Genomic DNA, 24,883 nt, shown 5'->3' on the forward strand with positions numbered 1-24,883 from the left:
GCCGCGGGGCCGGTTCAGGACGCGCCGAGCAGATGGTCCAGGGCCAGCTGGTCCAGCTGCTCGAAGGCCATCCCGCGGGCGGCGGCGTCCTCCGGGCGGAAGGTCTCGTAGGCGGTGGGGTCGGCGAGCAGCCCGGCCAGGCCGTCCTCGGCGGTGGGGCGGGCCAGCTCATGCAGACGGGCGGCGCGCAGCGCGTCCTGGACGGCCGGGTCGGCCCGGAAGGCCGCGGCGCGCTCCTTGAGGATGAGGTAGTTGCGCATACAGCCGGCGGCGGAGGCCCAGACCCCGTCGAGGTCCTCGGTGCGCGGCGGCTTGAAGTCGAAGTGCCGCGGCCCGTCGTAGCCGGCCGTCTCCAGCAGGTCGACGAGCCAGAACGCGGCGCGCAGGTCGCCGGCGCCGAAGCGCAGGTCCTGGTCGTACTTGATGCCGCTCTGGCCGTTGAGGTCGAGGTGGAAGAGCTTGCCCTGCCACAGCGCCTGGGCGATGCCGTGCGGGAAGTTGAGGCCGGCCATCTGCTCGTGGCCGACCTCGGGGTTGACGCCGAAGAGGTCGGGGCGGTCGAGGCGCTCGATGAAGGCCAGGGCGTGGCCGACGGTGGGCAGCAGGATGTCGCCGCGCGGCTCGTTGGGCTTGGGCTCGATGGCGAACCGCAGGTCGTAGCCCTGCTCGACGACGTACTGGGCGAGCAGGTCGAAGGCTTCCTTGAGCCGGTCGAGGGCGGCGCGGACGTCCTTGGCCGCCCCGGACTCGGCGCCCTCCCGGCCGCCCCAGGCGACGTAGGTGCGGGCGCCCAGTGCGGCGGCGAGGTCGATGTTGCGGAGCGTCTTGCGCAGCGCGAAACGGCGGACGTCGCGGTCGTTGGCGGTGAAGGCGCCGTCCTTGAACACCGGGTGGGTGAAGAGGTTGGTGGTCGCCATCGGGACGACCAGGCCGGTCGCGTCCAGTGCCTGGCGGAAGCGTTTGACGGCGGTCTCGCGCTGGTCGTCGTCGGCGCCGAACGGGATCAGGTCGTCGTCGTGGAAGGTGACGCCGTACGCGCCGAGTCCGGCGAGGCGGTGGACGGTCTCGACCGGGTCCAGGGCGCGGCGGGTGGCGTCCCCGAAGGGGTCGCGGCCCTGCCAGCCGACGGTCCACAGACCGAAGCTGAATTTGTCCCCGGGCACCGGCTGACAGCGCATCGCATCTCCCTCGGCCATTTCGTCAAGGCGTTTTACAAATTCCGCGGCGGCCAAACTAATATGCGGCGGCACACCGGGGAACCCCCTGGAGGCAGACCGTGCGAGATGGCTGCGCACCCGTGTGGCGGCGGCCGCCAAGGGAGAGAGCACGATGGGCGCACAGGCAGCGGGACCGCTCGTCCTCGGCGTGGACAGCTCGACGCAGTCCACGAAGACGCTGGTCGTGGACGCGGAGACCGGTGTGGTCGTCGCGCGCGGGCAGGCACCGCACACGATCGGCGGCCCCGGCAAGGAGAGCGACCCCCGGCAGTGGTGGCGGGCGCTGGGCGAGGCGCTGGGGCAGTGCGGGGACGCCGCCCGGCAGGTCTCGGCGGTGTCGGTCGCCGGCCAGCAGCACGGGCTGGTCACACTGGATGCGGCCGGCGAGCCGGTGCGCCCGGCCCTGCTGTGGAACGACGTCCGTTCGGCGGGCCACAGCGAGCGGCTGATCGCCGAGCGGGGCGGCGCCCGGGCCTGGGCGGACCGGGTGGGGAGCGTGCCGGGGCCGGCGTTCACGGTGGCCAAGTGGGCCTGGCTGCGGGAGACCGAGCCGGCCGCGGCCGCCGCCACCGCCGCGGTGCGCCTGCCGCACGACTACCTCACCGGGCGGCTGACCGGCGAGGCGGTCACCGACCGCGGGGACGCCTCCGGCACGGGCTGGTGGGCCTCGGCCACCGGGGCGTACGACACCGAGATCCTCGCGCACATCGGGCTGCCGCCGGAGGCACTCCCCCGGGTGGCCCGGCCGGGCGAGGCCGCCGGCACGGTGCACGGCGGTGAGCTGCCACTGCCCCGCGGCGCCCTGGTGGCCGCGGGCACCGGCGACAACATGGCGGCCGCGCTCGGGCTGGGCCTGCGCCCCGGACAGCCGGTGCTGAGCCTGGGCACCTCGGGGACGGTCTACGCGGTCTCCACCCACCGCCCGGCCGATCCGGCCGGCACGGTCGCCGGTTTCGCCGACGCCCGGGGCGACTGGCTGCCGCTGGCCTGCACCCTGAACTGCACGCTCGCCGTGGACCGGGTGGCGGCGCTGCTGGGCCGCGACCGGGAGGCCGTGGAGCCGGGCGGCGAGGTGGTGGTGCTGCCGTTCCTGGACGGGGAGCGCACGCCGAACCTGCCCGGGGCGTCGGGACTGGTGCACGGGCTGCGGCACGACACCACGGCCGGCCAGCTGCTGCAGGCCGCCTACGACGGTGCGGTGTTCGCGCTGCTGCAGGCGCTGGAGCAGGTGCTGGACGCGGACGCCGCGGCCGGGGCGCCGCTGCTGCTGATCGGCGGCGGTGCGAAGGGCCGGGCCTGGCGGGAGACGGTCCGCCGGCTCTCCGGCCGCCCGGTGGTAGTGCCCGAGGCGCAGGAGCTGGTCGCGCTGGGCGCGGCGGCGCAGGCGGCCGGGCTGCTGCTGGGTGAGGACCCGGCTGCGGTGGCCCGCCGCTGGGGCACCGCGCGCGGCGCGGAGTGGGAGGCCCGGCCGCGGGACGACGCCGCCCTGGACCGCCTGGCGGCGACCCTCGCCGACGCGCAGCCGCTGCTGCGGCGCTGAGCCCCGGCCCGCACCCGCCCCGGTCCGCGGGCCCCCGTCGCCCACGGGCGGAAACGCCACCGGGGACGACGCCCCGACCCGACACCTCCGAGGAGACCCGTGACCCCGCCCGGCAACGACACCCAGGCCGGCATCCGGCGGCGCAACCTCGCCCGGGTGCTGCGGGCCGTGGCGGCGCACGGGCCGCTGTCGCGGCCGGCGGTGGCGGCGCGGATCGGGCTGACCCGGGCGGGCGTGGCGCCGCTGGTGGACGAGCTGCTGCGGGCCGGGCTGCTGGCCGAGTCCGGGCCGTCGGCGCCCCGCGGCCGGGGCCGGCCGGGGAGCGAACTGGTGGTCAGCGACCGCGGCCCGGCGGGGCTCGGGGCGGAGATAGGCGTGGACCACCTCGCGGTGTGTGCGGTCGATCTGCGCGGCCGGATTCGCGCCCGGGCGGCGGTCGGCGCGGCGAACCGGAACAGCGCGCCCGGTCCGGTCCTGGAACGGCTCGGGGAGCTGCTCGCGGAGGTGACCGGGCGGATCGCCGCGGAGGGGCTGCGGCCCGCCGGGCTCGCGGTGGCGGTGCCGGGGCTGGTGGCCCGCGGCGGGACGACCGTGGTGCACGCGCCCAACCTGGGCTGGCGGGCGGCGGATCTGGCGCCCGGCCTGACCCCGGTGACCGCCCCGGCGGGCTCCCCGGCCGTGCCGCTGACCGTGGAGAACGAGGCGAACCTGGGGGCGCTGGCCGAACTGGGGCCGGCCGGTGCGTACGGCGGGCGGCCGGGACCGCCACCGGACTTCGTGCACGTCTCGGCCGAGGCCGGGATCGGGGCGGCGGTCGTGGTGGACGGCCGACTGCTGCGCGGCGCGCGGGGGTTCGCCGGGGAGCTGGGCCATGTGCCGGTGTATCCGGACGGCCGCCGGTGCGACTGCGGCGGGCGCGGGTGCCTGGAGCAGTACGCGGGGGAAGCGGCCGTGCTGCGGGCGAGCGGGGCGGCCTCCGGGCGGGCCGCGGCGGGGCCTGCGGGGCCGGGGGCCCGGATCGCGCTGCTCGCGCGCCGCGCGGCCGACGGCGACCCGGCCACCGTACGGGCTCTGGCAAAGGCGGGAACGGCGCTCGGCATCGCGCTGGCCGGGGCGGTGAACCTGCTCGACCCGCGGGAGGTCGTCCTGGGGGGTGCGCTGGCCGGTCTCGCGCCCTGGGTCCTGCCGTCGCTGGAAGGGGAGTTGACGCTGCGGACGGCCGTGGCGGCGGATCCGGCGCGGGCCGGCGGGCCGCCCGTGACGGTATCGCGGCTGGGGGCGGACGGGCCCCTGCTGGGGGCGGCGCACGCGGCGCTGCAAGCCGTCCTCGACGACCCCCTCCCTTCCCGCACCCCGGCTGACCCTCCCCCGGGCCGAACCGGCTAAACCTTTCCATGGAACGAGATTTCCATGCCACCCCATTGAGCGATTGTGCCGATAAAAAGCACACGGCTACCGTCGGTTCGGCGAGCTGCCGCGAAACCGCCGTGAATCGGTTCCGGAGCAGTCCCGCATCGCACCCTCCCATGAGACAGGTGGCATTGTGACGATTGCCGACGGATCGCTGCCCAGCAGTGCGGAAGAATCCCAGAATTCCAGTCTGAGTACCACCGCCGCACGGAATTTGGCGACCACCACCAAAACCACGCCGCAGATGCAGGGAATCACTTCCCGCTGGCTGCTGCGGTTGTTGCCCTGGGTGCAGGTGTCGGGCGGCACGTACCGGGTGAACCGCCGGCTGACCCACACCGTCGGCGACGGGCGCATCGACTTCGACATCAGCGGCGGCGACGTCTCGGTCATCCCGGAGGAGCTGCGGGAACTGCCCGCCCTGCGGGATTTCACCGACCAGGAGGTGCTGGCGGCGCTCGGTGAGCGGTTCACCCAAGTCGAATACGCACCCGGCGAGTTGATCGCCGAGGCCGGTACGCCGGACGACCGGCTGGTGCTGATCGCGCACGGCCGGGTGGACCGCATCGGCACCGCGAAATACGGCGACGCGACGGTGCTGGAGGCGCTGGCGGGGGGTGACCATTTCGGCACCGGCCCGTTCGAAGCCGACGAAGGGACCTGGGAGTTCAGCTACCGCGCGGTGACCCGGGTGACGGTCATGACGCTGCCGCGCCAGGCGGGCCTGGAGGTGATCGACCGCTCCCCCGGATTGCGCGAGCACCTGGCGACGGCCGACCGGTCCGCCGCCCGGCCGACGAACGACAGCGGCGAGTCGGCGGTGTCCGTGGCGTCCGGGCACCACGGCGAGCCGGCCCTGCCCGGCACCTTCGTCGATTACGAAGCGGCGCCGCGGGAGTACGAACTCAGCGTGGCGCAGACCGTGTTGCGCACGCACAGCCGGGTCGGCGACCTCTACAGCGACCCGATGAACCAGGTCGAGGAGCAGCTGAAGCTCACGATCCAGGCGCTGCGCGAGCGCCAGGAACACGAGATGATCAACAACCGCGAGTTCGGGCTGCTGCACAACGCCGACCTCAAGCAGCGCATCCACACCCGCACCGGACCGCCGACCCCGGACGACCTCGACGAACTGCTCGCGACGGTCTGGAAGGACCCGGGTTTCCTGCTCGCCCATCCCCAGACCATCGCCGCCTTCGGCCGGGAATGCAGTGCCCGCGGCCTCTATCCGACCGCGGTGGATTTCATGGGGCATTCGCTGCCGTCCTGGCGCGGGGTGCCGATCTTCCCGTGCAACAAGATTCCGGTCACCAAGGAGCGCACCAGCTCGATTCTGCTGCTGCGCACCGGTGAGGAAAAGCAGGGTGTGGTCGGTCTGCACCAGACCGGAATTCCCGATGAATACGAACCGGGCCTTTCGGTGCGTTATATGGGCATCGACGACCGGGCGGTCCTCAAATATCTCGTCAGCGCCTACTATTCCGCGGCCATTCTCGTGCCCGATGCGCTGGGCGTGCTGGAGGACGTGCAGATCGGCCAGTGAACGGCCGCCGCAGGAAAAGCACGGCAGTACGCGTCACCGCACGCTCCCGGCAGCACTCAGCACAGCGCAGCACCGACAGAACAGGTGAGCTTCTTCCATGACCACATCGGTGGACCCGACGTCCGGCCCGCAGCCCTCCGAGGCCGAGCAGCATCCGTCCAGCCTGGGCACCGCCGCGGCCCGCAATCTGGCGACCACGACCAAGACCGTGCCGCAGATGCAGGGGATCTCCTCCCGCTGGCTGCTGCGCATCCTGCCGTGGACGCAGGTCTCCGGCGGCACCTACCGCGTCAACCGACGGCTGACGCACACCCTCGGCGACGGGCGGATCGAGTTCGTCTCGACCGGTACGGACGTCCGGGTGATCCCTGCCGAGCTGCGCGAACTGGCGCCGCTGCGCGGCTATGCCGACTCCTCGACCCTGGAGGCTCTGGCCGGCCGCTTCGTGCAGCGGGAGTTCGCCCCCGGCGACGTGCTGGCCCGCAAGGGCGGCCCGACCGACCGGGTCATCCTGATCGCGCACGGCAAACTGGACCGTCTCGGCGCCGGCAAGTACGGCGAGGAGACGTCCCTGGGCACGCTGGCCGACGGTGAGGCCATCGGCGCCGCGGCGCTGCTGTCCGCGGACGCCGAGTGGGAACACTCCGTGCGCGCGGTGACCCGGGTGACCGCGCTGACCCTGTACCGCAGCGACTTCGAGGCGGTGCTAGGCGATTCGGATTCCCTGCGGGCGCACCTGGAGGCGTTCCGTTCGGCGCTGGTGCCGGCGCAGAACAAGCACGGTGAGGCGGCGATCGAGCTGGCCGCCGGGCATGTCGGCGAGCCGGTGCTGCCGGGCACCTTCGCGGACTACGAATTGACGCCGCGGGAGTACGAACTCAGCGTGGCGCAGACCGTGTTGAAGGTGCACTCGCGGGTCGCCGACCTCTACAACGGGCCGATGAACCAGCTGGACCAGCAGCTGCGGCTGACCGTGGAGGCGCTGCGCGAGCGCCAGGAACACGAGATGATCAACAACCGCGAGTTCGGGCTGCTGCACAACGCCGACCTCAAGCAGCGCATCCACACCCGCACCGGACCGCCCACCCCCGACGACCTCGACGAGCTGATCTCCCGGCGCCGCAAGACGCAGTTCCTGCTGGCGCATCCGCGGACCATCGCCGCCATCGGGCGGGAGTGGAACGCCCGGGGCATCTATCCGAGCACCGTCCCGTTCGAGGGCGGGGAGGTGCGGGCCTGGCGGGGCATCCCGCTGCTGCCGTGCAACAAGATCCCGGTCACCCGGGACCAGACCAGCTCGATCCTGGCGCTGCGGGTCGGCGAGGAGAACCAGGGCGTGATCGGGCTGCACCAGACCGGCATCCCGGACGAGTACCGGCCCGGCCTGTCCGTGCGCTTCATGGGCATCAACGACCAGGCGGTCATCAACTACCTGGTCAGCGCCTACTTCTCGGCGGCCGTGCTGGTGCCGGACGCGCTGGGCGTCCTGGAGGACGTCGAGATCGGTCACTGACCGGCGGCGCGCCGCCGTCCGCCGCCGCGTCCGGGCCGGCCTCTTCAGGGTCCGGGCGCGGCAGCCGGGTGACGACCGATCAGGTATGTCCCCGGCTCGTGACCTGCGTCGTTGCTGTCTTTGGTCGAGCCATTGGCGGCCCGGCCATGCCCTTGGCAGGACCTGTCCGGTTGCGCATGATGAACGCATCGCATGTGCGTGACATGTACGCGACCACCCCCGGTCCTTGTCAGGAGTCCACATGGAGCCCCGCCACCCCCGCCCCGCCCGCCGGCGTCTGATCACCGGCGCCGCCGCCCTCGCCGCGTCCGCCGCCCTCGCCCCGCTCACCGCGTCCGCCGCCCTGGCCGGCCCGCGCCGCCGTACACCGCACCGCGGCGACGGCTATCCCCCGGTCGAATGGGTGCCGGCCAGCACGTCCAACTTCACCGCCGCGAACCGCCCGGACCAGTACCCGATCGACATGATCGTGATCCATGTGACGCAGGAGACCTACAAGGACGCCCTCCGGCTGTTCCAGGACCCCCGGCACAAGGCCGCCGCCCACTACGTCGTCCGCTCCGCCGACGGCCACCTCGCCCAGTGCGTCAGGGAGCGCGACGTCGCCTGGCACGCCGGCAACTGGGACTGCAACACCCGCAGCATCGGCATCGAGCACGAGGGCTGGATCGACGACCCGACGTGGTTCACCGACGCGCTCTACGAGCACTCCGCCCGGCTCACCGCCGCCGTCTGCGACCGCTACGGGATCCCCGTGGACCGCGAGCACATCATCGGCCACATCGAGGTCCCCGGCTCCGACCACACCGACCCGGGCGAGTTCTGGGACTGGGCACGCTATCTGCAGCTGGTCACCGAGGCGTCCTGGCGGCACGGCAGATGACCCGGCGCACGCCGGCCCGGGCCGGACCGCCGGCCGGGCGGCGTCCCGGCGACACGACGGCCGTTCCGCGGGTGTACGGATTCAGGACGCCTCCAGGTCATAGTGAGCGGTCCATGGTCGGGCGTGCCGCGTGCACACGGCGCGGTGAACGTCTCCGGTACCCGGTGCAGTTGACGTGACGTCAGGGGCGATCGTGAAGCAGCGATTCGGTCGGGTTCGCGCGGTACTGACGGTGCTGGCGGTGTGGGGCGTGCTGGCCGGCGGCGGGATGGCGGGCGGGGCCCCGGCCACCGCCGCGGGCGCCCCCCTGCACCGCTCCGGGGCCCGGACGCTGGCACCCGGTGTGGCGTACGGCGAATTCCGGATGACGCTGCCGCGCGGTGTGGTGCACGGGCATCTGCTGACGGTCGACCTGGGCGATCCGCGGGTGTCGGTGGACCTGCTGTACCCGGGGGCGGTCGGTGCCCGGGCGCCGGTGTCCCGCCTGGCCGCGGCGCGGGGTGCGGTGGCGGCCGTCAACGGGGACTTCTTCCACATCGCCGAGACCCAGCATCCGGGCGTGGAGGCGACCGGCGCCCCGGTCGGCCCGGCCGTGGTCGGGGGCCGGCAGCTGAAGGGGGCGGTGCCCGACGGGCAGCGCTTCGGTCCCGTACTGCCGCCCGGCGCCACCACCGAGGACGTCCTCGGCGTGGGCTACGACCGCCGGGCACGGCTGGACCGGCTCGCCCTGCACGGCGTGGCGCTGACCCCCGAGGGTGCGCTGCCGCTGCGCGGGCTCAACCAGTACGCGCTGCCGGAGGACGCCATCGGCGCGTACACCGCGCAGTGGGGCCCGGCGTCCCGGGAGCGGGCGGTCTGCGGATCGGACACCGAGCGGGCGGCACCGTGCAGCACGGACACCGCGGAGGTCACGGTCCGGTACGGCCGGGTGACGGCGGTGGAGGACGCTCCGGGCGCCGGCGGGGTGGCCGCGGGGAGTGTGGTGCTGGTGGGCCGGGAGGAGGGCGCGCGGCAGTTGCGCAAGCTGCACCTCGGCGAACCGCTGCGGGTGGGCTACCGGCTGTCCGGCGAGGGACCGGTGCCGCTGCGGTTCGCGGTGGGCGGTTTCCCGATCGTCCGGGACGGGCTGCCGGTGGCCGGGCTGGACACCGTGGCGGTGGCGGTGCGGACCGCCGCGGGGATCGCGCCCGGCGGGCGGGTGCTGTACCTGATGGCCCTGGACGGGGCACGCGGCCAGACCGGCCTGACGGTGAGTGAACTTGCCGCCCTGATGGCGGAATTGGGGTCCGAGGAGGCGATGAACCTGGACGGCGGCGGGTCCTCGACGCTGGTCACCGACGACGGCGGCGGCGACGGGGTCGTGGTGCGCAACCACCCGTCGGGCGGGGCGGAGCGCCCGGTGGCGAACGGCGTCGGGATCTTCTCCTTCGGGTGAGCGGCGGGGCCTGCCGGCCCCCAACCGCCCTGCCGGCCCCCAACCGCCCTGCGGCGGTCATGCCCGCCCGGCGGTCGCGTCCCCCTGGCGCGCCCCGGCGCCCGCGGTGCGCATCCGGCCGACGGCGTACGCGGAGCCGGCCAGCGCCAGGTCGGAGAGCAGCAGGAAGCCGATCGCGTAGCTGCCCTTGGCGCTGTAGACGGCGCCCATCACCAGCGGCGGGACGAAACCGCCGAGGCCGCCGGTGGCGCCGACGATGCCGGTGACGCCGCCCACCCCCGCCTGCGGTGTCACCCGGGAGACCAGCGCGAAGACCGAGCCGCTGGCCGCGCCGAGGCCGGCCGCCATGACCAGGAAGTCGACGGTGCCGACCGGATCGAGCGGCGGGTCGAAGGCCTGGACGGCGGCGAGCACCGCGACCGTGCCGAGCGCCCAGGCGGTGACCACGGCCGGGTGCACCCGGTCCGAGCACCAGCCGCCGACCGGCCGGAAGACCACCGTGACCAGCGCGAAGCCGGCCGCCTTGGCTCCCGCGTCGGCGGCGTCGAGGTGATACCAGGTCTGCAGGTACGTCGGGAGGTAGACGCTGAACGCGACGATGCCGCCGAAGCCGATCGCGTACAGCGCGGCCAGTTCCCAGGTGACGCGCAGCCGGCCCGCCCGGCCCAGCCGGGTGGCGAGCGGGGCCGTGGGCACCGGCCGGGCCGGGTGGTCGCTGATCATCAGGGCGCCGGCGACGGCGAAGAGGACGAGCGCCACGGCGACGACGAGATAGGGCAGGTTCTCGTCGTAGTGGTGGATCCGCGGGGTCAGATAGCCGGAGAGGGCGACACCGCCCGTGCCCATTCCGAAGATCCCCAGGGCCAGGCCCCGCTTGCGGGGCGGGAACCAGGCGTTGACGAGCGGGATGCCGATGGCGAAGGCGGTGCCGCCCAGGCCGAGCAGGAAACCGGTGCCGAGCATCGCGGCGTAGGAGTGCTTGGCGGGGATCAGCAGCAGCACCGGCACGATGGTCAGCGTCGAGACCAGCGGGAACATCACCCGGGCGCCATAGCGGTCGGTGAGCGCGCCGACCGGGACCTGCCCGAGGGAGCCGACCAGCACCGGCACCGCCACCAGGGCCGACAGCTGCACGTCGGTCAGGCCGAGGCTGCTCTTGAAGGCGTTGCCGAGCGGGGAGATGAGGTTCCACGCCCAGAAGGTGACCATGAAGCCGAGGGTGGCGACCGCGAGGTTCCGGTAGGCCGCCAGGGTCACGGGCGCACGCTGCTCACCACATCGGCGGCGCCGGCGAGCCCCTGGTGGATGTCCGGGGCGAGGCTGCTGCTGGCGAGGTAGAAGCCGAGCAGTGCGCACACGAGGGCGTGCGAGAACTTGAGCTTTCCGCTGCGCAGGAAGATCACCGTCAGGGTCAGTAGCAGCAGCACGACCGAGATGGAAATAGCCATGGGACGCACACCTCCTCAACCGCCGCCCGAACGGGCGGCAAGGGGTGGCCAGTTTGGCGTATTTCGGGGTATGTCCGGTTCGAGGCCCGATGCTCCATCCGGGTGTTCACTGCGGGTCACCGGCCAGGAAGAACACCCGGCGATCGTGACGTGGATCACTTCACTCCCCGCAACGGAGTCGCGGCGCTGCCCGTCTTAGCGGCCGACATCGCCGCCCTCCCTGACTCCCGACGGACACCCCATGCCCCTTCGCCCCTCCGCTCGCCGCAGCTCGTGGCGTGCCGCACTCGCCCTGGCCGGGGTGGTCGGCGCCGGGTCGCTCACCGGGTGCGGGGGCGGCGCGGCAGCGGGCGCGCAGGGCAGCCCGGTGCGGGTGACCCTGGGCGCGGCCGACGGGGCCCGGACCGTCCAGGCCGGCGACCGGCTGCGGGTGACCGCCCAGGGCGGGGTGCTGACCGAGGTGACGGTCTCCGACCCCCGGGGACGGCGGCTGCCCGGCGGACTCGGCGGCGGCGGAACCGTATGGACCGCCAGTGCGCCGGCCGCGCCGGACACCAGGTACTCCGTCGTCGCCCTCACGAAGGACGGCCGGGGCGGTCGCGGCGCGGCCAAGGAGGCCCTGACCACGGCGAGGAGCCATGACCTGAGCCTGAGGAACGGACGGACGGGCACCGACTCGGCTCCGGCGCGGGATTGTGGCAAGGTCCGGGTGGGTGAACCCGCTACAGTCACCGCATCCTCCGTACGAGGGAAAGACGATACGACCATCGGGATCGGAGACTGGAATGCCGAGCCCGTTCCCGATGGGCGGGAAACCGTGCCCTCGCGTCGAGCAGCTGACCCCTTTCAGAGCCTAGTGTGACGGAATGAGCACCGTGCAGGACCAGGATCAACTCACGGGGTGGCGGCGCTTCCGGCGCCGCGTCCCGAACGGCTTCGCCATCATCTTCAGCGTGCTGGGGCTCTTCTGCGCCCTGACGGCGCTGATCGGGCCCCTCCGGCGCGGACTCCATCCGGTGATCTACTGGCTGGACACGCTCACGATCCCGGTGGCGCCCAACTTCGCCTATGCGGCGTTCCTCTTCCTCCTGGGCGCGGCGATGACCGCGCGCAAACGCGTGGCGCTGTGGTTCGTCGTCGCCTACATGGTGCTGGTCACCCTCGCCGATGCGCTGTTCCTGGCCGCGGGCTACTGGGAGTTCGCCATCTCGCTGGTGCTGTGCGCCGGCGCACTGGTGCTGCTGCTGGTCTCGCACCGCGAGTTCTACGCGATCACCCGGCGCGGTGCGTTCCTGCGCGCCATCGGCGTGCTGATCGGCGGGCTCGCGGCGGCGGTGCTGATCGGCTGGGGGCTGGTGACGCTGGCGCCCGGCACGCTGGAGGCCGGCGGCGGCAACCGCCTGCTGTGGGCGGCGAACCGGGTCTGCGGCGGGCTGGTCGGCGGCCGGCTGGTCGAGGGCCATCCGCCGCACTGGACCAGCACCGTCCTGGGGCTGCTGGGCGCGCTGGCGCTGCTCAACGCCGCGGCCGCACTGTTCCGTTCGCAGCGCATGGAGGCCGCGCTGCACGGTGACGAGGAGGCCCGGATCCGGGCGCTGCTGGACCGTTACGGCAGCCAGGACTCCCTCGGCTACTTCGCCACCCGCCGCGACAAGGCCGTGGTCTTCTCCCCCAGCGGCAAGGCCGCCGTCACCTACCGCGTCGAGGCCGGTGTCTGCCTGGCCAGCGGTGACCCGGTCGGTGACCGGGAGGCGTGGCCGCAGGCGATCGAGGCCTGGCTGGAGGTCGCCGGACGGTACGGCTGGCAGCCGGCCGTGATGGGCGCGAGCGAGAGCGGCGCCAAGGCGTTCGCCCGCAGCGGGCTGGGCGCGCTCCAGCTCGGCGACGAGGCGATCCTGCACGTGAAGGACTTCGACCTGGACGGCCGGGAGATGCGGGTGACCCGCCAGGCCGTCAACCGCGTCGAGCGGACCGGCGCGACGTTCCGGGTGCGCCGGCACTCCGCGCTGACCGACGAGGAGATGCAGGAGGTCATCCACCGGGCGGACGCCTGGCGGGACACCGAGACCGAGCGCGGCTTCTCGATGGCGCTGGACCGGCTCGGCGACCCCGAGGACGGGGACTGCCTGCTGGCCGAGGCGTTCGACGGCGACGGCAACATGATCGCGCTGCTGTCCTTCGTCCCCTGGGGACCGGACGGCATCTCCCTGGACGTGATGCGCCGCGACCGCACCGCACCCAACGGCGTCATGGAGTTCATGGTGGCCCGCCTGTGCGCCCAGGCCGGGTCGTTCGGCGTGCGCCGGATCTCGCTGAACTTCGCGGTGTTCCGCTCCGCCTTCGAGGAGGGCGCCCGGATCGGCGCCGGCCCGGTGCTGAAGTTCTGGCGCCGGCTGCTGCTGTTCTTCTCCAAGTGGTGGCAGCTGGAGGCGCTCTACCGCTCCAACGCCAAGTACAACCCCGAGTGGTACCCGCGGTTCCTGTGCTACGCGGACGCCGGTGCGCTGGCCCGGATCGGTCTGGCCTCCGGTATCGCCGAGGGCTTCGTGGCCGTACCGAGCCTGGGCAAGCTGTGGGGCAAGGGCCACAAGAAGCGGATGCTGGCCCCGGCGAGCACCGCCGGCCTGCCGTCGCTGGACGAACTCGGGCTGGTCCAGGCGCCGCCGGCCACCGAGGAGGAGCTGCACGAGCGGGAGCTGGCCGCGCTGCCCGAGCAGGTGCGGGTGCGCCACCGCAAGCTGGAGCGGCTGCGGGCGGACGGCACCGACCCGTACCCGGTGGGCGTGCAGCGGACGCACACCCTGGGCGAGGTCCGCGCCGAGTACCCGGACCTGGCGGCCGGGACCCGCACCGGCAAGTCCGTCAGCGTCGCCGGCCGGGTGCTGCGCACCCGTGACCACGGCGGTGTGCTCTTCGCCGAGCTGCGCGACTGGTCCGGCGATCTGCAGATCGCGCTGACCCGGGACGGCACCGGCAAGGAGCTGCTGGACCGCTTCGGTTCGGACATCGACCTCGGCGACCACGTCGAGGCCGAGGGCGAGATCGGCGCGAGCGACCGCGGTGAGCTGACCGTGTTCGTCACGCAGTGGCGGCTGACCGCCAAGTGCCTGCGGCCGCTGCCGGACAAGCGGCGCGGACTGTCCGACCCGGAGGCCAAGGTCCGCCAGCGCTATGTGGACCTGGTCGTCTCGCCGGACGCCCGGGAGACCGTACGGGCCCGCAGCACGGCCGTGCAGGCGCTGCGCCAGGGGCTGATCGACCGCGGCTACCTGGAGGTCGAGACCCCGATGCTCCAGCAGATCCACGGCGGCGCCAACGCCCGCCCGTTCCACACCCACATCAACGCCTACGACCTCGACCTGTATCTGCGCATCGCGCCGGAGCTGTATCTCAAGCGGCTGTGCGTGGGCGGTATGGAGAAGGTCTTCGAGATGGGGCGGACGTTCCGCAACGAGGGCATCTCCTACAAGCACAACCCCGAGTTCACGATGCTGGAGGCGTACCAGGCGTTCGCCGACTACGACGTGATGCTCGACCTGACCCGGGAGCTGATCCAGGGCGCCGCGATCGCCGCGTTCGGCAGCGCCACCGCCCGCAAGGCGGACGCCGACGGCAAGCTCGTCGAGCACGACATCTCGGGGATCTGGCCGGTCAAGACCGTCTACGGCGCGATCTCCGAGGCGCTCGGCGAGGAGGTCGACGCGGACACCGAGGCGGACCGGCTGCGCCGGCTGTGCGATGCCGCGGCGGTGCCGGTGAAGCCGGAGATGGGCCGCGGCGACATCGTGCTGGAGATGTACGAGCGCCTGGTAGAGGAGAAGACCCAGCTCCCCACGTTCTACAAGGACTTCCCCACCGACGTCTCGCCGCTGACCCGGCAGCACCGCAAGGACCCGCGGCTCGCCGAGCGCTGGGACCTGGTCGCGTTCGGCACCGAACTGGGCACCGCCTACTCGGAGCTGACCGACCCGGTCGAGCAGCGGCGGCGGCTGACCGCGCAGTCGCTGCTGGCGGCCGGCGGTGACCCGGAGGCGATGGAGCTGGACGAGGACTTCCTGCAGGCCCTGGAGTACGCGATGCCGCCGACCGGTGGTCTCGGCATCGGCGTGGACCGGCTGGTGATGTTCCTGACCGGGCTGTCGATCCGCGAGACGCTGCCGTTCCCGCTGGTCCGGCGGCGCTGAGCCGGAACGGCGAGGAAGCTCCGCGCAACGGCCACCACCCCTGCCCGGGTGGTGGCCGTTGCGCATCCGCCGGTCCCTCAACTCCCCTGGAAGACCTCGGGGTTGGCGCAGTGCACCAGCTTCTCGCCGCGCAGGTGGCGACCGACCTCCTCGGCGACGATCCGGGCCGCCTTGTGCGCGACCTCCTGGCTGCCGCCCGCGATGTGCGGGGTGAGCACCACGCCGGGGGCGGTCAGCAGCCGGGAGCCGGCCGGCAGCGGCTCCTCGGGGAAGACGTCGAAGGCCGCGCCGGCCAGCTGCCCGGCGTCCAGGGCGTCGCACACCGCGTCGTAGTCGAGGAGCGCGCCACGGGCGCAGTTGACCAGGATCGCGCCGCGGCGCATCGCGGCGATCTGCTCGCGGCCGATCATGCCGCGGGTCTCGTCGGTGACCCGGGCGTGCAGGGAGACGATGCGGGAGCGGCCGAGCAGTTCGTCGAGGGTGACCTGCTCGGCGAGGCCGGCCAGCGCCTCGGGGCGGACGTACGGGTCGTGGACCAGGACGTGGGCGCCCATCGCGGCGAGGACCTTGGCGACCCGGCTGCCGATGGCGCCGTAGCCGACCAGACCGACGGTGGCGCCGTCGATCTCGATGCCGCAGCGGTCGTAGTCGTAGTAGTCGCCGCGCCAGACGCCGCGGCGCAGGTCGGTGTGGGTGTCGCCGACGCCGCGGGCGGCGGCCAGCATCAGGGTGAGGGTGTGCTCGGCGGTGGCGGTGGCGTTGCGGCCGGGGGCGTGGCAGACCGGGACGCCGTGCCGGGTGGCGGCTTCGAGGTTGACGTTGACCGGGCCGCCGCGGCTGGTGCAGAACAGCTTGAGGTCGGGGCAGTGGGCGAGGATCCGCTCGGTGAGCGGGCCGTGCTCGGTGACGCAGATCTCGACGCCGCGCAGCGCCTCGATCATCTCGTCCTCGGTGCCGGAGGCCTCGATGACCTCGCCGACCGGGCCGAAGGGGGTGTGCGGCCAGTCGTAGCGGAGTTCGCGGATGTCCAGCGGGGTGTCCCCGGCGGCCGCGCGCACGGCCTCGGCGAACAGGGCCGGGCGGATGAAGTGGTTGCCGGCGGCGAGGACGGTGGTGCTCATGGGGTCTTCTTCTCCTGGGGCGGGGGGCGGGTGGTCAGTGGAGGGCGGGGGCCTGGGCGAGCGCCGGGGCGTTGAGGCTCAGCAGCGCGGTGCGGCCCTGGCCGTGGCGGATCTCGGTGAGGGCGCCGTTGTGGAGCCGGGGGAAGACCCGCCGGTAGTCGGCGAGCGGGATGCCCAGCAGGTGGCAGAGGAGGATCCGCAGCAGGGTGGAGTGGGCGACGACCAGGATGCGGCCGTCGGGGTGGGCGCGGGCGAGGTCGGCCAGGCAGTCGGCGGCGCGTTCGGCGGCGTGCCGCGGGTGTTCGCCGTCGGGCAGGTGGTGGGCGACCGGGTCGGCGAGGAAGGCGGCGACCCGCTCGGGGAACCGGGTGCGCATCTCGTCCCGGGTCAGGCCCTCGCCCTGGCCGAAGTCGAGCTCGTAGAGCCGTTCGTCGACGTGTGCGGTGAGCCCGCAGGCCGCGGCGGCGGGGGTGGCGGTCAGCCGGGCGCGGGAGAGCGGGGAGCTCCAGATGCCGGTGAGGTCGGCGGTGGTGGCCCAGGTGGCGAGGGTGGCGGCCTGTTCGCGGCCGAGGTCGGTGAGCGGCACGTCGGTGCGGCCGGCGTAGCGGTTCTCCGCGTGCCAGACGGTTTCGCCGTGGCGTACGAGGATGAAGTGGGTCACGGTGCGGCCCTCCTGCGGGCGTGGTCGGCCACGGTCCGGCCGAGCCAGCCACGGCGGGTAAGTTCGTCGACGAAGCGGAGGTAGACGGGGAGGTGGCGGGCGGTGCGGGCGGGGTCCGGGCGGAGCTCGCGGTCGGTCCGGACCATCGCGGCGGCCGCGTCCGCCAGGCGGGTGCCGTCGGCGGTGGCGGCGAGGACGGCCATCCCGACGGCGCCCTCGGACTGCTGCGGCAGCCGTACCGGACGGCCGAGGACGTCGGCGCGCAGTTGGCACCAGTAGGCGTTGCGGGCGCCGCCGCCGGTGAGGGTGAGCGGTCCGTCGACGGGTGCGCCGAGGTGGTCGAGGTAGTCGAAGCAGAGCCGTTCGAGGCAGGCCACGCCGAGCAGATGGGCGTGGAACTCCTCGGCGCGGGTGGCGGGTCGGCCGAGGAGGAAGGGTTCGGCGTCCGGTGCGCGGAAGGGGAAGCGTTCGCCGCCGGCGGAGACCAGGGGGTAGGCGACCGCGTCCGCGGTGTCCGGGTCCAGGGCGGCGGCCCGTGCGGTGAGGGCGTCGAGGTCCTCGCCGGGGAAGTGCCGGGTGAGGATGCCGGCGCCGCTGCTGGAGGCGCCGCCTGGCAGCCAGGTGTCGTCCGGGCCGCGGTGGCAGTAGACGACGCCGGCCGGGTCGCGGACGAGGTGCGGGCTGGTGCCCTTGAGGACGAGGGTGGTGCCGAGCACCGAGTTCCAGGCGCCGGGTGCCAGCGCCCCGGCGCCGATCTGTGCGGCGCAGCCGTCGGTCATCCCGGCGACGAGCGGGGTGCCTTGGGGGATGCCGGTGGCCGCGGCGGCCCGGGCGCAGACCGTGCCGAGCACCGTGCCGGGGCGGACGACCTGCGGCAACAGCCCGGCGGGGACGCCGAGTTGCTGCATGACGCGGTCCGGCCAGCGTTCCTCGACGAGGTGGTAGCCGGTCTTGAGGGCGTGGCTGGCGTCGCTCGCGACCTGGTGGCCGGCCAGCCGCCAGGTGATCAGGTCGACCTGGTGCAGCAGCCGGGCGCCGGGCGGCGGTTCGGGACCGTCCGCCAGCAGCGCGACGAGTTTGGGCAGGGCCCAGGAGGGCTGCATGCTGCGGTACCCGAGTTCCTGCCAGACCGCGGCGCCGGCGGTGTTGACGGCGGCGGCTTGGGCGGCTGCCCGCCCGTCGTCGTACATCAACCCCGGGGTGAGCGGGGTGCCGTGGGCGTCGGCGAGCAGGACGGTGCCCGAGGTGCCGTCGATCGCCAGACCGCGGATCCGGCGCGGGTCGAGGCCGGCGAGTGCCTCCCGGCAGGCCGCGGCGAGTGCCTGCCACCATTCCTCGGGGTCCTGTTCGTGCCGGTTGCCGTCGCGCCGGCTGGTCAGCGGGCGGGCGGCGGTGGCGAGGACCTGTCCGGTGCCGTCGACGGCGGCGCAGCGGGCGCTCTGGGTGCCGAGGTCGAGGCCGAGCCGGATGCCGTCGGGGTCGGGGGCGGCGGCCGGGGCGTGGCCGGGGTGGTGCGGGTCAGACAAGGGTGCCTCCAGGGGCGGCGTCGGGCGTGCCGGCGGGGCGGGCGGGGGCTTCGGTCGGGCGGCCGGGGGCCTCGGCGCGGTGGGTGGTGCTGCCGTGCCAGGCCGCGGTGGTGCGCCAGCCGGCCTCGCGGGCCAGCTCGCGCCAGCGCAGGAAGTCCTCGTACAGCGCGGCGTAGAACTCCGCGCGCTCCGGCTCGGGTTCCCAACTCCGTTGCATACGGACGTACTTGGCGGCGGCGCTGTGCATGCTGGTCTCGGCGCCGGTGCGGACCAGGCCGGTGAGGAAGGCGCCCTTGGCGCCGAGTTCGGTGTCGCCGGAGCGGGCGGTGGGCACCCCGGTGGCGTCGGCGATCAGGGCGCACCAGGCGTCGCTGTTGGCGCCGCCGCCGCACAGCCGCAGTTCTTCAACGTCCGTACGGGCGGCGGCGAGCGAGTCCCGCAGGACCAGCGAGAGCCCGTCGAAGACCGCGCGGGCCAGGTCGGCGGGGGTGTGTTCCAGGGACAGGCCCCAGAACGAGCCGCGGGCGCCCGGGTCGAGGAACGGGGCGCGCTCGCCCGCCGGGGACAGGTAGGGCAGGAACATCAGGCCGCGCGCCCCCGGCTGCGACTCGAAGGCGAGCTGGGCCAGTTCCGGCGGGCCCGGCAGGTGCAGCAGCCGGGCCGCCCAGCCGAGGACCTCGGCGCCGTTGAGGGTGGGGAAGGCGCGCAGCACCCGTTCCCGGCCGCGGTAGGCGATGTGGATGCCGGACGGTTCGCCGGTGGTGTCGATTCCGGTGGTGACGATCTCGGTGCACAGGGTGGTACCGAGGATGGCGCAGGCCTGGCCGGGGTTGACCACGCCGACGCCGCGGGCGGTGGCGGCGATGTCGTACGGCGACATCACGACCGGGAGGCCGGCGGGCAGCCCGAGTTCGTCCGCGGCCGTGGTGGTGAGCTCGGCGATCCGCCGGTCCTCGGCCAGGACGGTGGGCAGCAGCCGTTCGTAGGCGCCGAGACCGAACAGGTCGATGATCTGCGGGTCGTAGGTGCCGGTGGCGTGGTCGAGGAAGGGGGCGGAGGCGTCGGACTCGTCGCTGGCGCGGACGCCGGTGAGGCGGAGGAAGAGCCAGCCGGCGGCGGTGAGCGAGGTGGCCGAGCGGGCCAGGCGGTCGGGGTCGTGGGCGGCGAGCCAGCTGAAGATCGCGTTGGGCATGCCGGCGCAGGTCAGCGAGCCGTTGCGGCGGAACGCGGCCTCCAGGACGCCGTCCTGCTGCCAGGCGGCCAGCTGGTCCCGGGCGCGGCCGTCGGACCACAGGATGGCGGGGCCGGTGGGGCGGCCGCGGTCGTCGACGAGCCAGGCACCGTCGCCCTGCGCGGTGAAGGACACCAGCCACACCGGGTCGGCCAGGCCGTCCAGCACGGTGCGGACGGTGGCGACGACCGCGCTCCAGACGCCGTCCATGTCCTGTTCGGCCCAGCCGGGGTGCGGGCGCAGGACCTCGGTGGCGCGGCGGGCGACGGCGATCTCGGTGCCGTGGTCGTCGAAGACCACGGACTTGATCACCGTGGTCCCGACGTCGATGGTGAGTACGGACATCAGTGCGTCCCTCTCATGCCGGGGCGGAGGCGGCGGCGGGCTCGGGGCCCCGCCGCGCGGCGTCCGCGGTGCCCGGCTCGTCCGGCAGCTTCAGGAAGTGGGCCAGCGCCCAGCTCACCGCGTACATTCCCGCGAAGATCCAGACCACCCCTTCGACGCCGAGCGGGCCGACGAAGACCGCGACGACCGCCGGGCCGACGAAGGTGCTGGCGCCCGCGCCGAGGTTCAGCGCGGCCAGCGCCTGGCCCTGGTGCCGCGGCTCCAGAGTGGGCACAAGCGCTGAAAGCGGTACATATCCCGCCAGCGTAGCGCCGTAGAACGCGGCGACCAGGAGGGCCAGCGGGAAGTTCGCGCCGGCGGCGTGCGGGACGTAGAAGAGCAGCAGGGTGCTGAGCGTGCAGCCGGCGCCGCCGAACCAGGCGATCGTGCGGCGCCAGCCGAAGCGGTCCCCGACCACGCCGAACAGCAGGTTGGCGAAGATGTTGGTGGCGAACATCGCGCTGAGCAGGTGCAGCCACTGGGTGAGGGTGAAGCCGACGGTCCGGGTGAAGTGGATCGGCAGGATCACGAAGAAGCCGAACTGGGACGCGGTGTTGATGACCCGGACGACCGAGCCGGCCCCGACCCTCGGGTTGCGCCACAGGATCGTGACGCTGCCGACGAGGGTGGCCACCGGCCCCTGGCCGTCCCCGCGTGGCCGTCTGCCGCCGTGGTCGTCCCGGACCAGCAGCAGGGCGATCAGTCCGCCCACGGCGACCAGGGCCAGCGCGGCCCACAGGGTGGCGTAGGCGCCGATGTGCGGGATGAGGCCGCTGGCGACGAGCGAGCCGAGGGTGGGCAGCCCGCCGGTGAAGGCGAACCAGAACCAGCCCATGGCGGTGCCCAGCCGGGCCCGCGGCGCCACCCCGGCGATCCAGACCAGGAAGCCGTACGCGAACAGCGGATAGCCCAGGCCGCGCAGGCCGTAGCCGAGCATCATCAACGGGTAGCTGCCCAGCGGGATCGCGACGGCGAGGAAAAGGAGCTGGAAGACGCCCCAGATGCCCAGACCGGCCCACATCACCCGGCGCGGGCCCCACAGGTCGGAGAGCACTCCGGAGAGCCAGGCGGCGATGCCGGCCGCGATCCCGTAGACGGTGAACAGCAGGGCCACCCGGGACTCGGAGAGGTGCCGGTCCAGGAGGTACGGCGAGAGGTACCCGGACTCGACGCCGTCTCCGATCATGAAGAGCAGCAGCCCGATATAGCCCCAGGCGAGGGTCGGCGGTATGCCCAGGCGGGCGATCAGTGAACGCGACGGAGAGTTCGTCATCGAATCTCCCTTTCTGCGGCGGCTCAGAAGGGCGAAGGGGGGTGGACGCAGCGATGGAACCGCCGTGCGGAAAGGGCCGTCAATGGCCGCCGGAATCTTCGCATCACCGCCCCGACCAGCCGTGTTGCGTCCTGGCGGAACCGCATGTGGACACCGTGCGGGTCGCGCGCGCAGTGTGAAATCCGTGCGAACATAACGCGGCCAATTTCACCCGCCGGGTGCCGCGGGGACGCAGCCGGGTGGCCGGCACGAAAGGGAGCGGAGCCATGGACCGGGTCGAGGCCCAGGAGGAACGGCGCCGCCGGATGCGCGACACCGTCATCGCGCGCGGTTTCGTGCGCACCGCGGACCTGGCCGAGGAGTACGGCATCAGCCTGATGACCGCGCACCGCGATCTGGACGCACTGCAGGCGCAGGGCTGGCTGCGCAAGGTACGCGGCGGGGCGACCGGGCTGCCGTCCGCGCAGTTCCACGGCAGCGTCGCGGAGCGGATGGCGACCATGGCGCAGACCAAGCAGCAGCTGGCGCGGGCCGCCGCGACGCTTCTGGTGCCCGGGCAGACGGTGCTGCTCGACGACAGCACGACCTGTCTGCTGCTGGCCCACCAGCTTGCCGAGCACACCCCGCTGACCGTGATCACCAACTCCCTGCCGGCCATCACCACCCTGGCCAAGGAACCCGGGATCTCCCTGATCACCCTGGGCGGCGCTTACTTCCCCGCCTACGACGCCTTCATGGGCCCGTACACCGCCGACGCGGTACGGGCCTTCCGCGCCGATCTGCTCTTCCTGTCGACCACGGCGGTCACCAACGGCCGCTGCTACCACACCTCACCGGAGACCGTGCAGGTCAAGCGCGCCATGATGGAGAGCGCTGGCCGCCGCGTCCTGGTCGCCGACCACACCAAGTTCGCCAAGGGCGGCCTCTACGCCCTCGCCCCCCTGACCGACTTCGACCTCCTCATCGTCGACGACGGCCTCCCGACGGAAGAGATCCGGCGGGTGCGGGGGGCCGGTACGGAGGTGATGGTGGTGGGTGCGGGGAGGGGGTAGGGGGCGGGGAGGTGATGGTGGTGGGTGCGGGGAGGGGGTAGGGGGCGGGGCGCCGAGGTTGGGGGGCGGGGCGTTAGTGAAGAGCTCCCCGGTCCCGGGAATAGCTTCCCAACTCCCCGCGTTGTGGCCCCAGCAGGGGGCCCGTGCATCCCCTACGGGATCTGTTCGACTCCCCTTAGGGGCCTGTTTTCAATCCTGAGCTACTCGTTTACCCAATTCGGGATTCAAACGTGGTGGCTTGGGTCGACCACAGCACCGCATGCGGCGGCCTTCGGATCGCCAGCCGGCCCCATTGGTGGTGCAATGGAATATGACGGCTCACCAGGCACCGGTCTTCGTGGGGAATGGCGGGCGGTAGCTACGGAGCTTCGACCATGGGTGCGGCGGCCTTTCACGGAGTCGGGCCGGAGCTGCCCAGGAACTGCGTGGCCCGCGCGCTTACGGGTGTCGCAACTCGCCCACCCGAGGTGATGACGCTGAGCGGCGGCGTCTCGGGGTCCGAATCGGGCCATAGCCGGCCGACTCTGCACACGGGCAAGGCCAGAAGCCCCTCCCACCGTCTGGTCGCCCTACTGTTGCCCGGATGCAACTCTGCGCGGGTTTTCCGGGCACGGATTCTGAGGATGTGAGGTGGCGAGACATGGACGTACCTCCGGAAATGGCCCAGGCCCTCGCTGACGGCAACACCGAAGTGCTCTCCATCGATGGGGTGAACGGGACGGACGTCGGGCTTGACTCGTCAGATGAGCTTGCGATCCGGATCCTGGTCGGAGACCCGGAGAACCCGCCTGGTGGACTGCCAGAGACCTTTGGCGGGTTTCCGGCAATCATTGTGGCCGGGGATCCAGTCATGGACTCCTTTATGCCGGACACGGCCAGGCACGAACCTCTTCGCGGTGGGTACCAGCTCGGCACCGCGGTCGTCGACGGGTCCATCAGCCGTGGCACCCTCGGCTGTGTCTTCAGGGACACCGAGACCGGAGAGCCGGTTGTCCTGACCGCTGGCCATGTGGTGTGCGGCGCGCCCGGGGACGTGATCTATCAACCCGCGCCGTCGACCGATCCGCCGCCGGATTTCGACGAGCTCGGAAGCGTACGCCGCTGTTTGATACCGAACACCCCAGCCTTCTTCCCGACCCCTGGTATGACGGGGGTCAGTGGCTTCTTTGATGCGGCGGTCTGCTCAATCGTCGACGGCCGGACACCGAAGGTGGGCGAGATCGAAGGGATTGGTACGGCTACCGGAATCACAGGTCCAAGCGTAGGGGACCTTGTACGAAAGCGCGGCTACAAGAACGGGCCCACCCTTGGGCGGGTCACCGGCGCAGTCGGTACCTACCGAATCCGAAATTCCGACGAAACCGTGCGTTGGTGGATGATGGGGCAGGTTTCCATTGAGGCTGTACCAGACCCCATCCTCAATCCGGATGGCGTCTGGGGAACGTCGGGCGACTCAGGGGCGGTCGTAGTCGGCAAATCGACGAACGAGATTGTCGCAATGCATCATGCCAGTGATCGAGGCACCGGCACCGGCTACGCCACCGATTTCTCAACGCTGGCCATAGCCATCAACATCTCCCTCTAGTGCAGCTCCCCCGGCCGCCCCTGCGTGCTTAACCCTCCGCGCGAGTGTGCTGTTGTCGTCGCCGTTCGGCTCGAAGTCGGGATGGGGTGAGGGTCCGGGTCCTGACGAGTGTGCGGGATCTTGGGGGCACAGGATGGAACTCGGTGAGATAAGGGCTCCTCCCGAGTATCCCGATTCCTATGGGGCCGCCGGCGACGGAGCATGCCAACTTCTGGAACCACCAGGCGAGAAGCCGAACATCCCGCTTGCGCGCAAATATCAACCATAATCTTCTACTGCATCGCCGCCTGTTTCTCGCAGACACAAGTATGTTGGTAGGCGCTTCCGCTGAGTTGTTGCGGGACGGCCGACCGCTTGCAGGTCTTTGAAGTACGCCGCGACGGGGTGCACGAGCTCCCCGCAGGATCAAGTAGCTGGTAGGGCTCCCACGGGTCGCCGGTGGCTCGCGGCGTCCCCACTTCGCGACCGTCACCGTCGCCAAGTCCCGTCCACCATCGTCGTGTTTGGACATGGCCCGGGGCCGTAGCGGCACCACTACCGGGGCACTCGGCCCAGCCATCACCGGTCGATTCCGCGGCCACCCGCTTGCGCAACCGGCGGTCCCGACGCCACTGCCTGGGACGACATGCCGCCGAACAGTACACGGCAGCGGGCCGTGCCTCCGGCCGCAACTGTTCACCGCAGCCCCTGCACACCCGTTCCTCGGCCTCCCCGGCGCCCTCGGACACCCAGCCAGCCTAGGGCCCAAAGCTACTCAAAACCGGGGATGGAAACAGGCACTAAGCTTGGCGTTTAACGTGGGCGGGCTTGGTGTTCCTTGATCGACTCGGCGCGTTTGACCGTCTTGCCGACGTTGTGGTGCCTGGCCTGGTGCTTG

The 24,883-nt window shown here is 72.7% G+C and carries 18 protein-coding genes; 10 read left to right on the forward strand and 8 right to left on the reverse strand.

Annotated elements, in window-relative coordinates; translation table 11 throughout:
- Positions 1 to 14 precede the first annotated feature (14 nt).
- Entirely contained in the window at positions 15 to 1,178 is a 1,164-nt protein-coding gene (xylA, locus tag AB0G35_RS22710) for a xylose isomerase (protein ID WP_360952290.1), read from the reverse strand.
- Positions 1,179 to 1,329: 151 nt separating this feature from the next.
- On the opposite strand from xylA, the gene xylB reads away from it, so the two are divergent.
- The 6 genes from xylB (at position 1,330) to AB0G35_RS22740 (ending at position 9,541) form a co-directional block, all read left to right on the forward strand.
- On the forward strand, positions 1,330 to 2,757 hold the full coding sequence (gene xylB, locus AB0G35_RS22715; protein ID WP_360952293.1) for a xylulokinase: 1,428 nt from the start codon (positions 1,330 to 1,332) through the stop codon (positions 2,755 to 2,757).
- A 99-nt stretch (positions 2,758 to 2,856) separates the two neighbouring features.
- Entirely contained in the window at positions 2,857 to 4,143 is a 1,287-nt protein-coding gene (locus tag AB0G35_RS22720; RefSeq protein WP_360952296.1) for an ROK family transcriptional regulator, read from the forward strand.
- Positions 4,144 to 4,297: 154 nt separating this feature from the next.
- Positions 4,298 to 5,710: a family 2B encapsulin nanocompartment shell protein gene (locus AB0G35_RS22725; RefSeq protein ID WP_360952350.1), complete on the forward strand. Its 1,413-nt coding sequence runs from the start codon at positions 4,298 to 4,300 to the stop codon at positions 5,708 to 5,710.
- 97 nt (positions 5,711 to 5,807) lie between these two features.
- Positions 5,808 to 7,223, forward strand: a complete 1,416-nt coding sequence (locus tag AB0G35_RS22730; protein ID WP_360952299.1) for a family 2B encapsulin nanocompartment shell protein — start codon at positions 5,808 to 5,810, stop codon at positions 7,221 to 7,223.
- Positions 7,224 to 7,464: 241 nt separating this feature from the next.
- A complete protein-coding gene (locus AB0G35_RS22735) occupies positions 7,465 to 8,106 on the forward strand; it encodes an N-acetylmuramoyl-L-alanine amidase (RefSeq protein ID WP_360952302.1) in 642 nt (213 codons plus the stop codon).
- Positions 8,107 to 8,299: 193 nt separating this feature from the next.
- On the forward strand, positions 8,300 to 9,541 hold the full coding sequence (locus tag AB0G35_RS22740; protein WP_360952305.1) for a phosphodiester glycosidase family protein: 1,242 nt from the start codon (positions 8,300 to 8,302) through the stop codon (positions 9,539 to 9,541).
- A gap of 57 nt (positions 9,542 to 9,598) precedes the next feature.
- Here the strand turns inward: AB0G35_RS22740 and AB0G35_RS22745 are convergent, their stop codons facing one another.
- Both AB0G35_RS22745 and AB0G35_RS22750 read right to left on the reverse strand, forming a co-directional pair.
- Complete coding sequence (locus AB0G35_RS22745) at positions 9,599 to 10,750, reverse strand: MFS transporter (RefSeq protein ID WP_360952353.1); 1,152 nt, start codon at positions 10,748 to 10,750, stop codon at positions 9,599 to 9,601.
- A 44-nt stretch (positions 10,751 to 10,794) separates the two neighbouring features.
- Positions 10,795 to 10,989, reverse strand: coding sequence for a hypothetical protein (locus AB0G35_RS22750; RefSeq protein WP_261954615.1), 195 nt, complete (start codon positions 10,987 to 10,989; stop codon positions 10,795 to 10,797).
- Between the two features lie 241 nt (positions 10,990 to 11,230).
- On the opposite strand from AB0G35_RS22750, the gene AB0G35_RS22755 reads away from it, so the two are divergent.
- Positions 11,231 to 11,851, forward strand: coding sequence for an Ig-like domain-containing protein (locus AB0G35_RS22755; RefSeq protein ID WP_360952308.1), 621 nt, complete (start codon positions 11,231 to 11,233; stop codon positions 11,849 to 11,851).
- Positions 11,852 to 11,855: 4 nt separating this feature from the next.
- Entirely contained in the window at positions 11,856 to 15,173 is a 3,318-nt protein-coding gene (lysX, locus tag AB0G35_RS22760; protein WP_360952311.1) for a bifunctional lysylphosphatidylglycerol synthetase/lysine--tRNA ligase LysX, read from the forward strand.
- A gap of 77 nt (positions 15,174 to 15,250) precedes the next feature.
- Here lysX and AB0G35_RS22765 read toward each other — a convergent pair whose 3' ends face one another.
- Genes AB0G35_RS22765 through AB0G35_RS22785 form a run of 5 tightly spaced genes read right to left on the reverse strand, consistent with a single transcriptional unit; the run spans position 15,251 to position 21,369 of the window.
- Positions 15,251 to 16,294: a 2-hydroxyacid dehydrogenase gene (locus AB0G35_RS22765; protein WP_360952314.1), complete on the reverse strand. Its 1,044-nt coding sequence runs from the start codon at positions 16,292 to 16,294 to the stop codon at positions 15,251 to 15,253.
- Between the two features lie 34 nt (positions 16,295 to 16,328).
- Positions 16,329 to 16,955 (reverse strand): histidine phosphatase family protein, encoded by a 627-nt coding sequence (locus tag AB0G35_RS22770; protein WP_360952317.1) that lies wholly within the window; start codon positions 16,953 to 16,955, stop codon positions 16,329 to 16,331.
- On the reverse strand, positions 16,952 to 18,481 hold the full coding sequence (locus AB0G35_RS22775) for an FGGY family carbohydrate kinase (protein ID WP_360952320.1): 1,530 nt from the start codon (positions 18,479 to 18,481) through the stop codon (positions 16,952 to 16,954). Before AB0G35_RS22775 ends, AB0G35_RS22770 begins: the two co-directional genes overlap by 4 nt.
- The gene (locus AB0G35_RS22780; RefSeq protein ID WP_360952323.1) at positions 18,474 to 20,057 is read right to left on the reverse strand and encodes an FGGY-family carbohydrate kinase; all 1,584 of its coding nucleotides are present in this window, start codon (positions 20,055 to 20,057) and stop codon (positions 18,474 to 18,476) included. Before AB0G35_RS22780 ends, AB0G35_RS22775 begins: the two co-directional genes overlap by 8 nt.
- 13 nt (positions 20,058 to 20,070) lie before the next feature.
- On the reverse strand, positions 20,071 to 21,369 hold the full coding sequence (locus tag AB0G35_RS22785; protein ID WP_360952326.1) for an MFS transporter: 1,299 nt from the start codon (positions 21,367 to 21,369) through the stop codon (positions 20,071 to 20,073).
- A 266-nt stretch (positions 21,370 to 21,635) separates the two neighbouring features.
- Here AB0G35_RS22785 and AB0G35_RS22790 point away from each other — a divergent pair, with 266 nt between their 5' ends.
- Both AB0G35_RS22790 and AB0G35_RS22795 read left to right on the forward strand, forming a co-directional pair.
- On the forward strand, positions 21,636 to 22,421 hold the full coding sequence (locus tag AB0G35_RS22790; protein WP_360952329.1) for a DeoR/GlpR family DNA-binding transcription regulator: 786 nt from the start codon (positions 21,636 to 21,638) through the stop codon (positions 22,419 to 22,421).
- Positions 22,422 to 23,061: 640 nt separating this feature from the next.
- Positions 23,062 to 24,006 (forward strand): hypothetical protein, encoded by a 945-nt coding sequence (locus tag AB0G35_RS22795; RefSeq protein WP_360952332.1) that lies wholly within the window; start codon positions 23,062 to 23,064, stop codon positions 24,004 to 24,006.
- Positions 24,007 to 24,883: the final 877 nt, after the last annotated feature.

Source organism: Streptomyces sp. NPDC021749 (assembly GCF_040640655.1).
GTDB lineage: Bacteria > Actinomycetota > Actinomycetes > Streptomycetales > Streptomycetaceae > Streptomyces.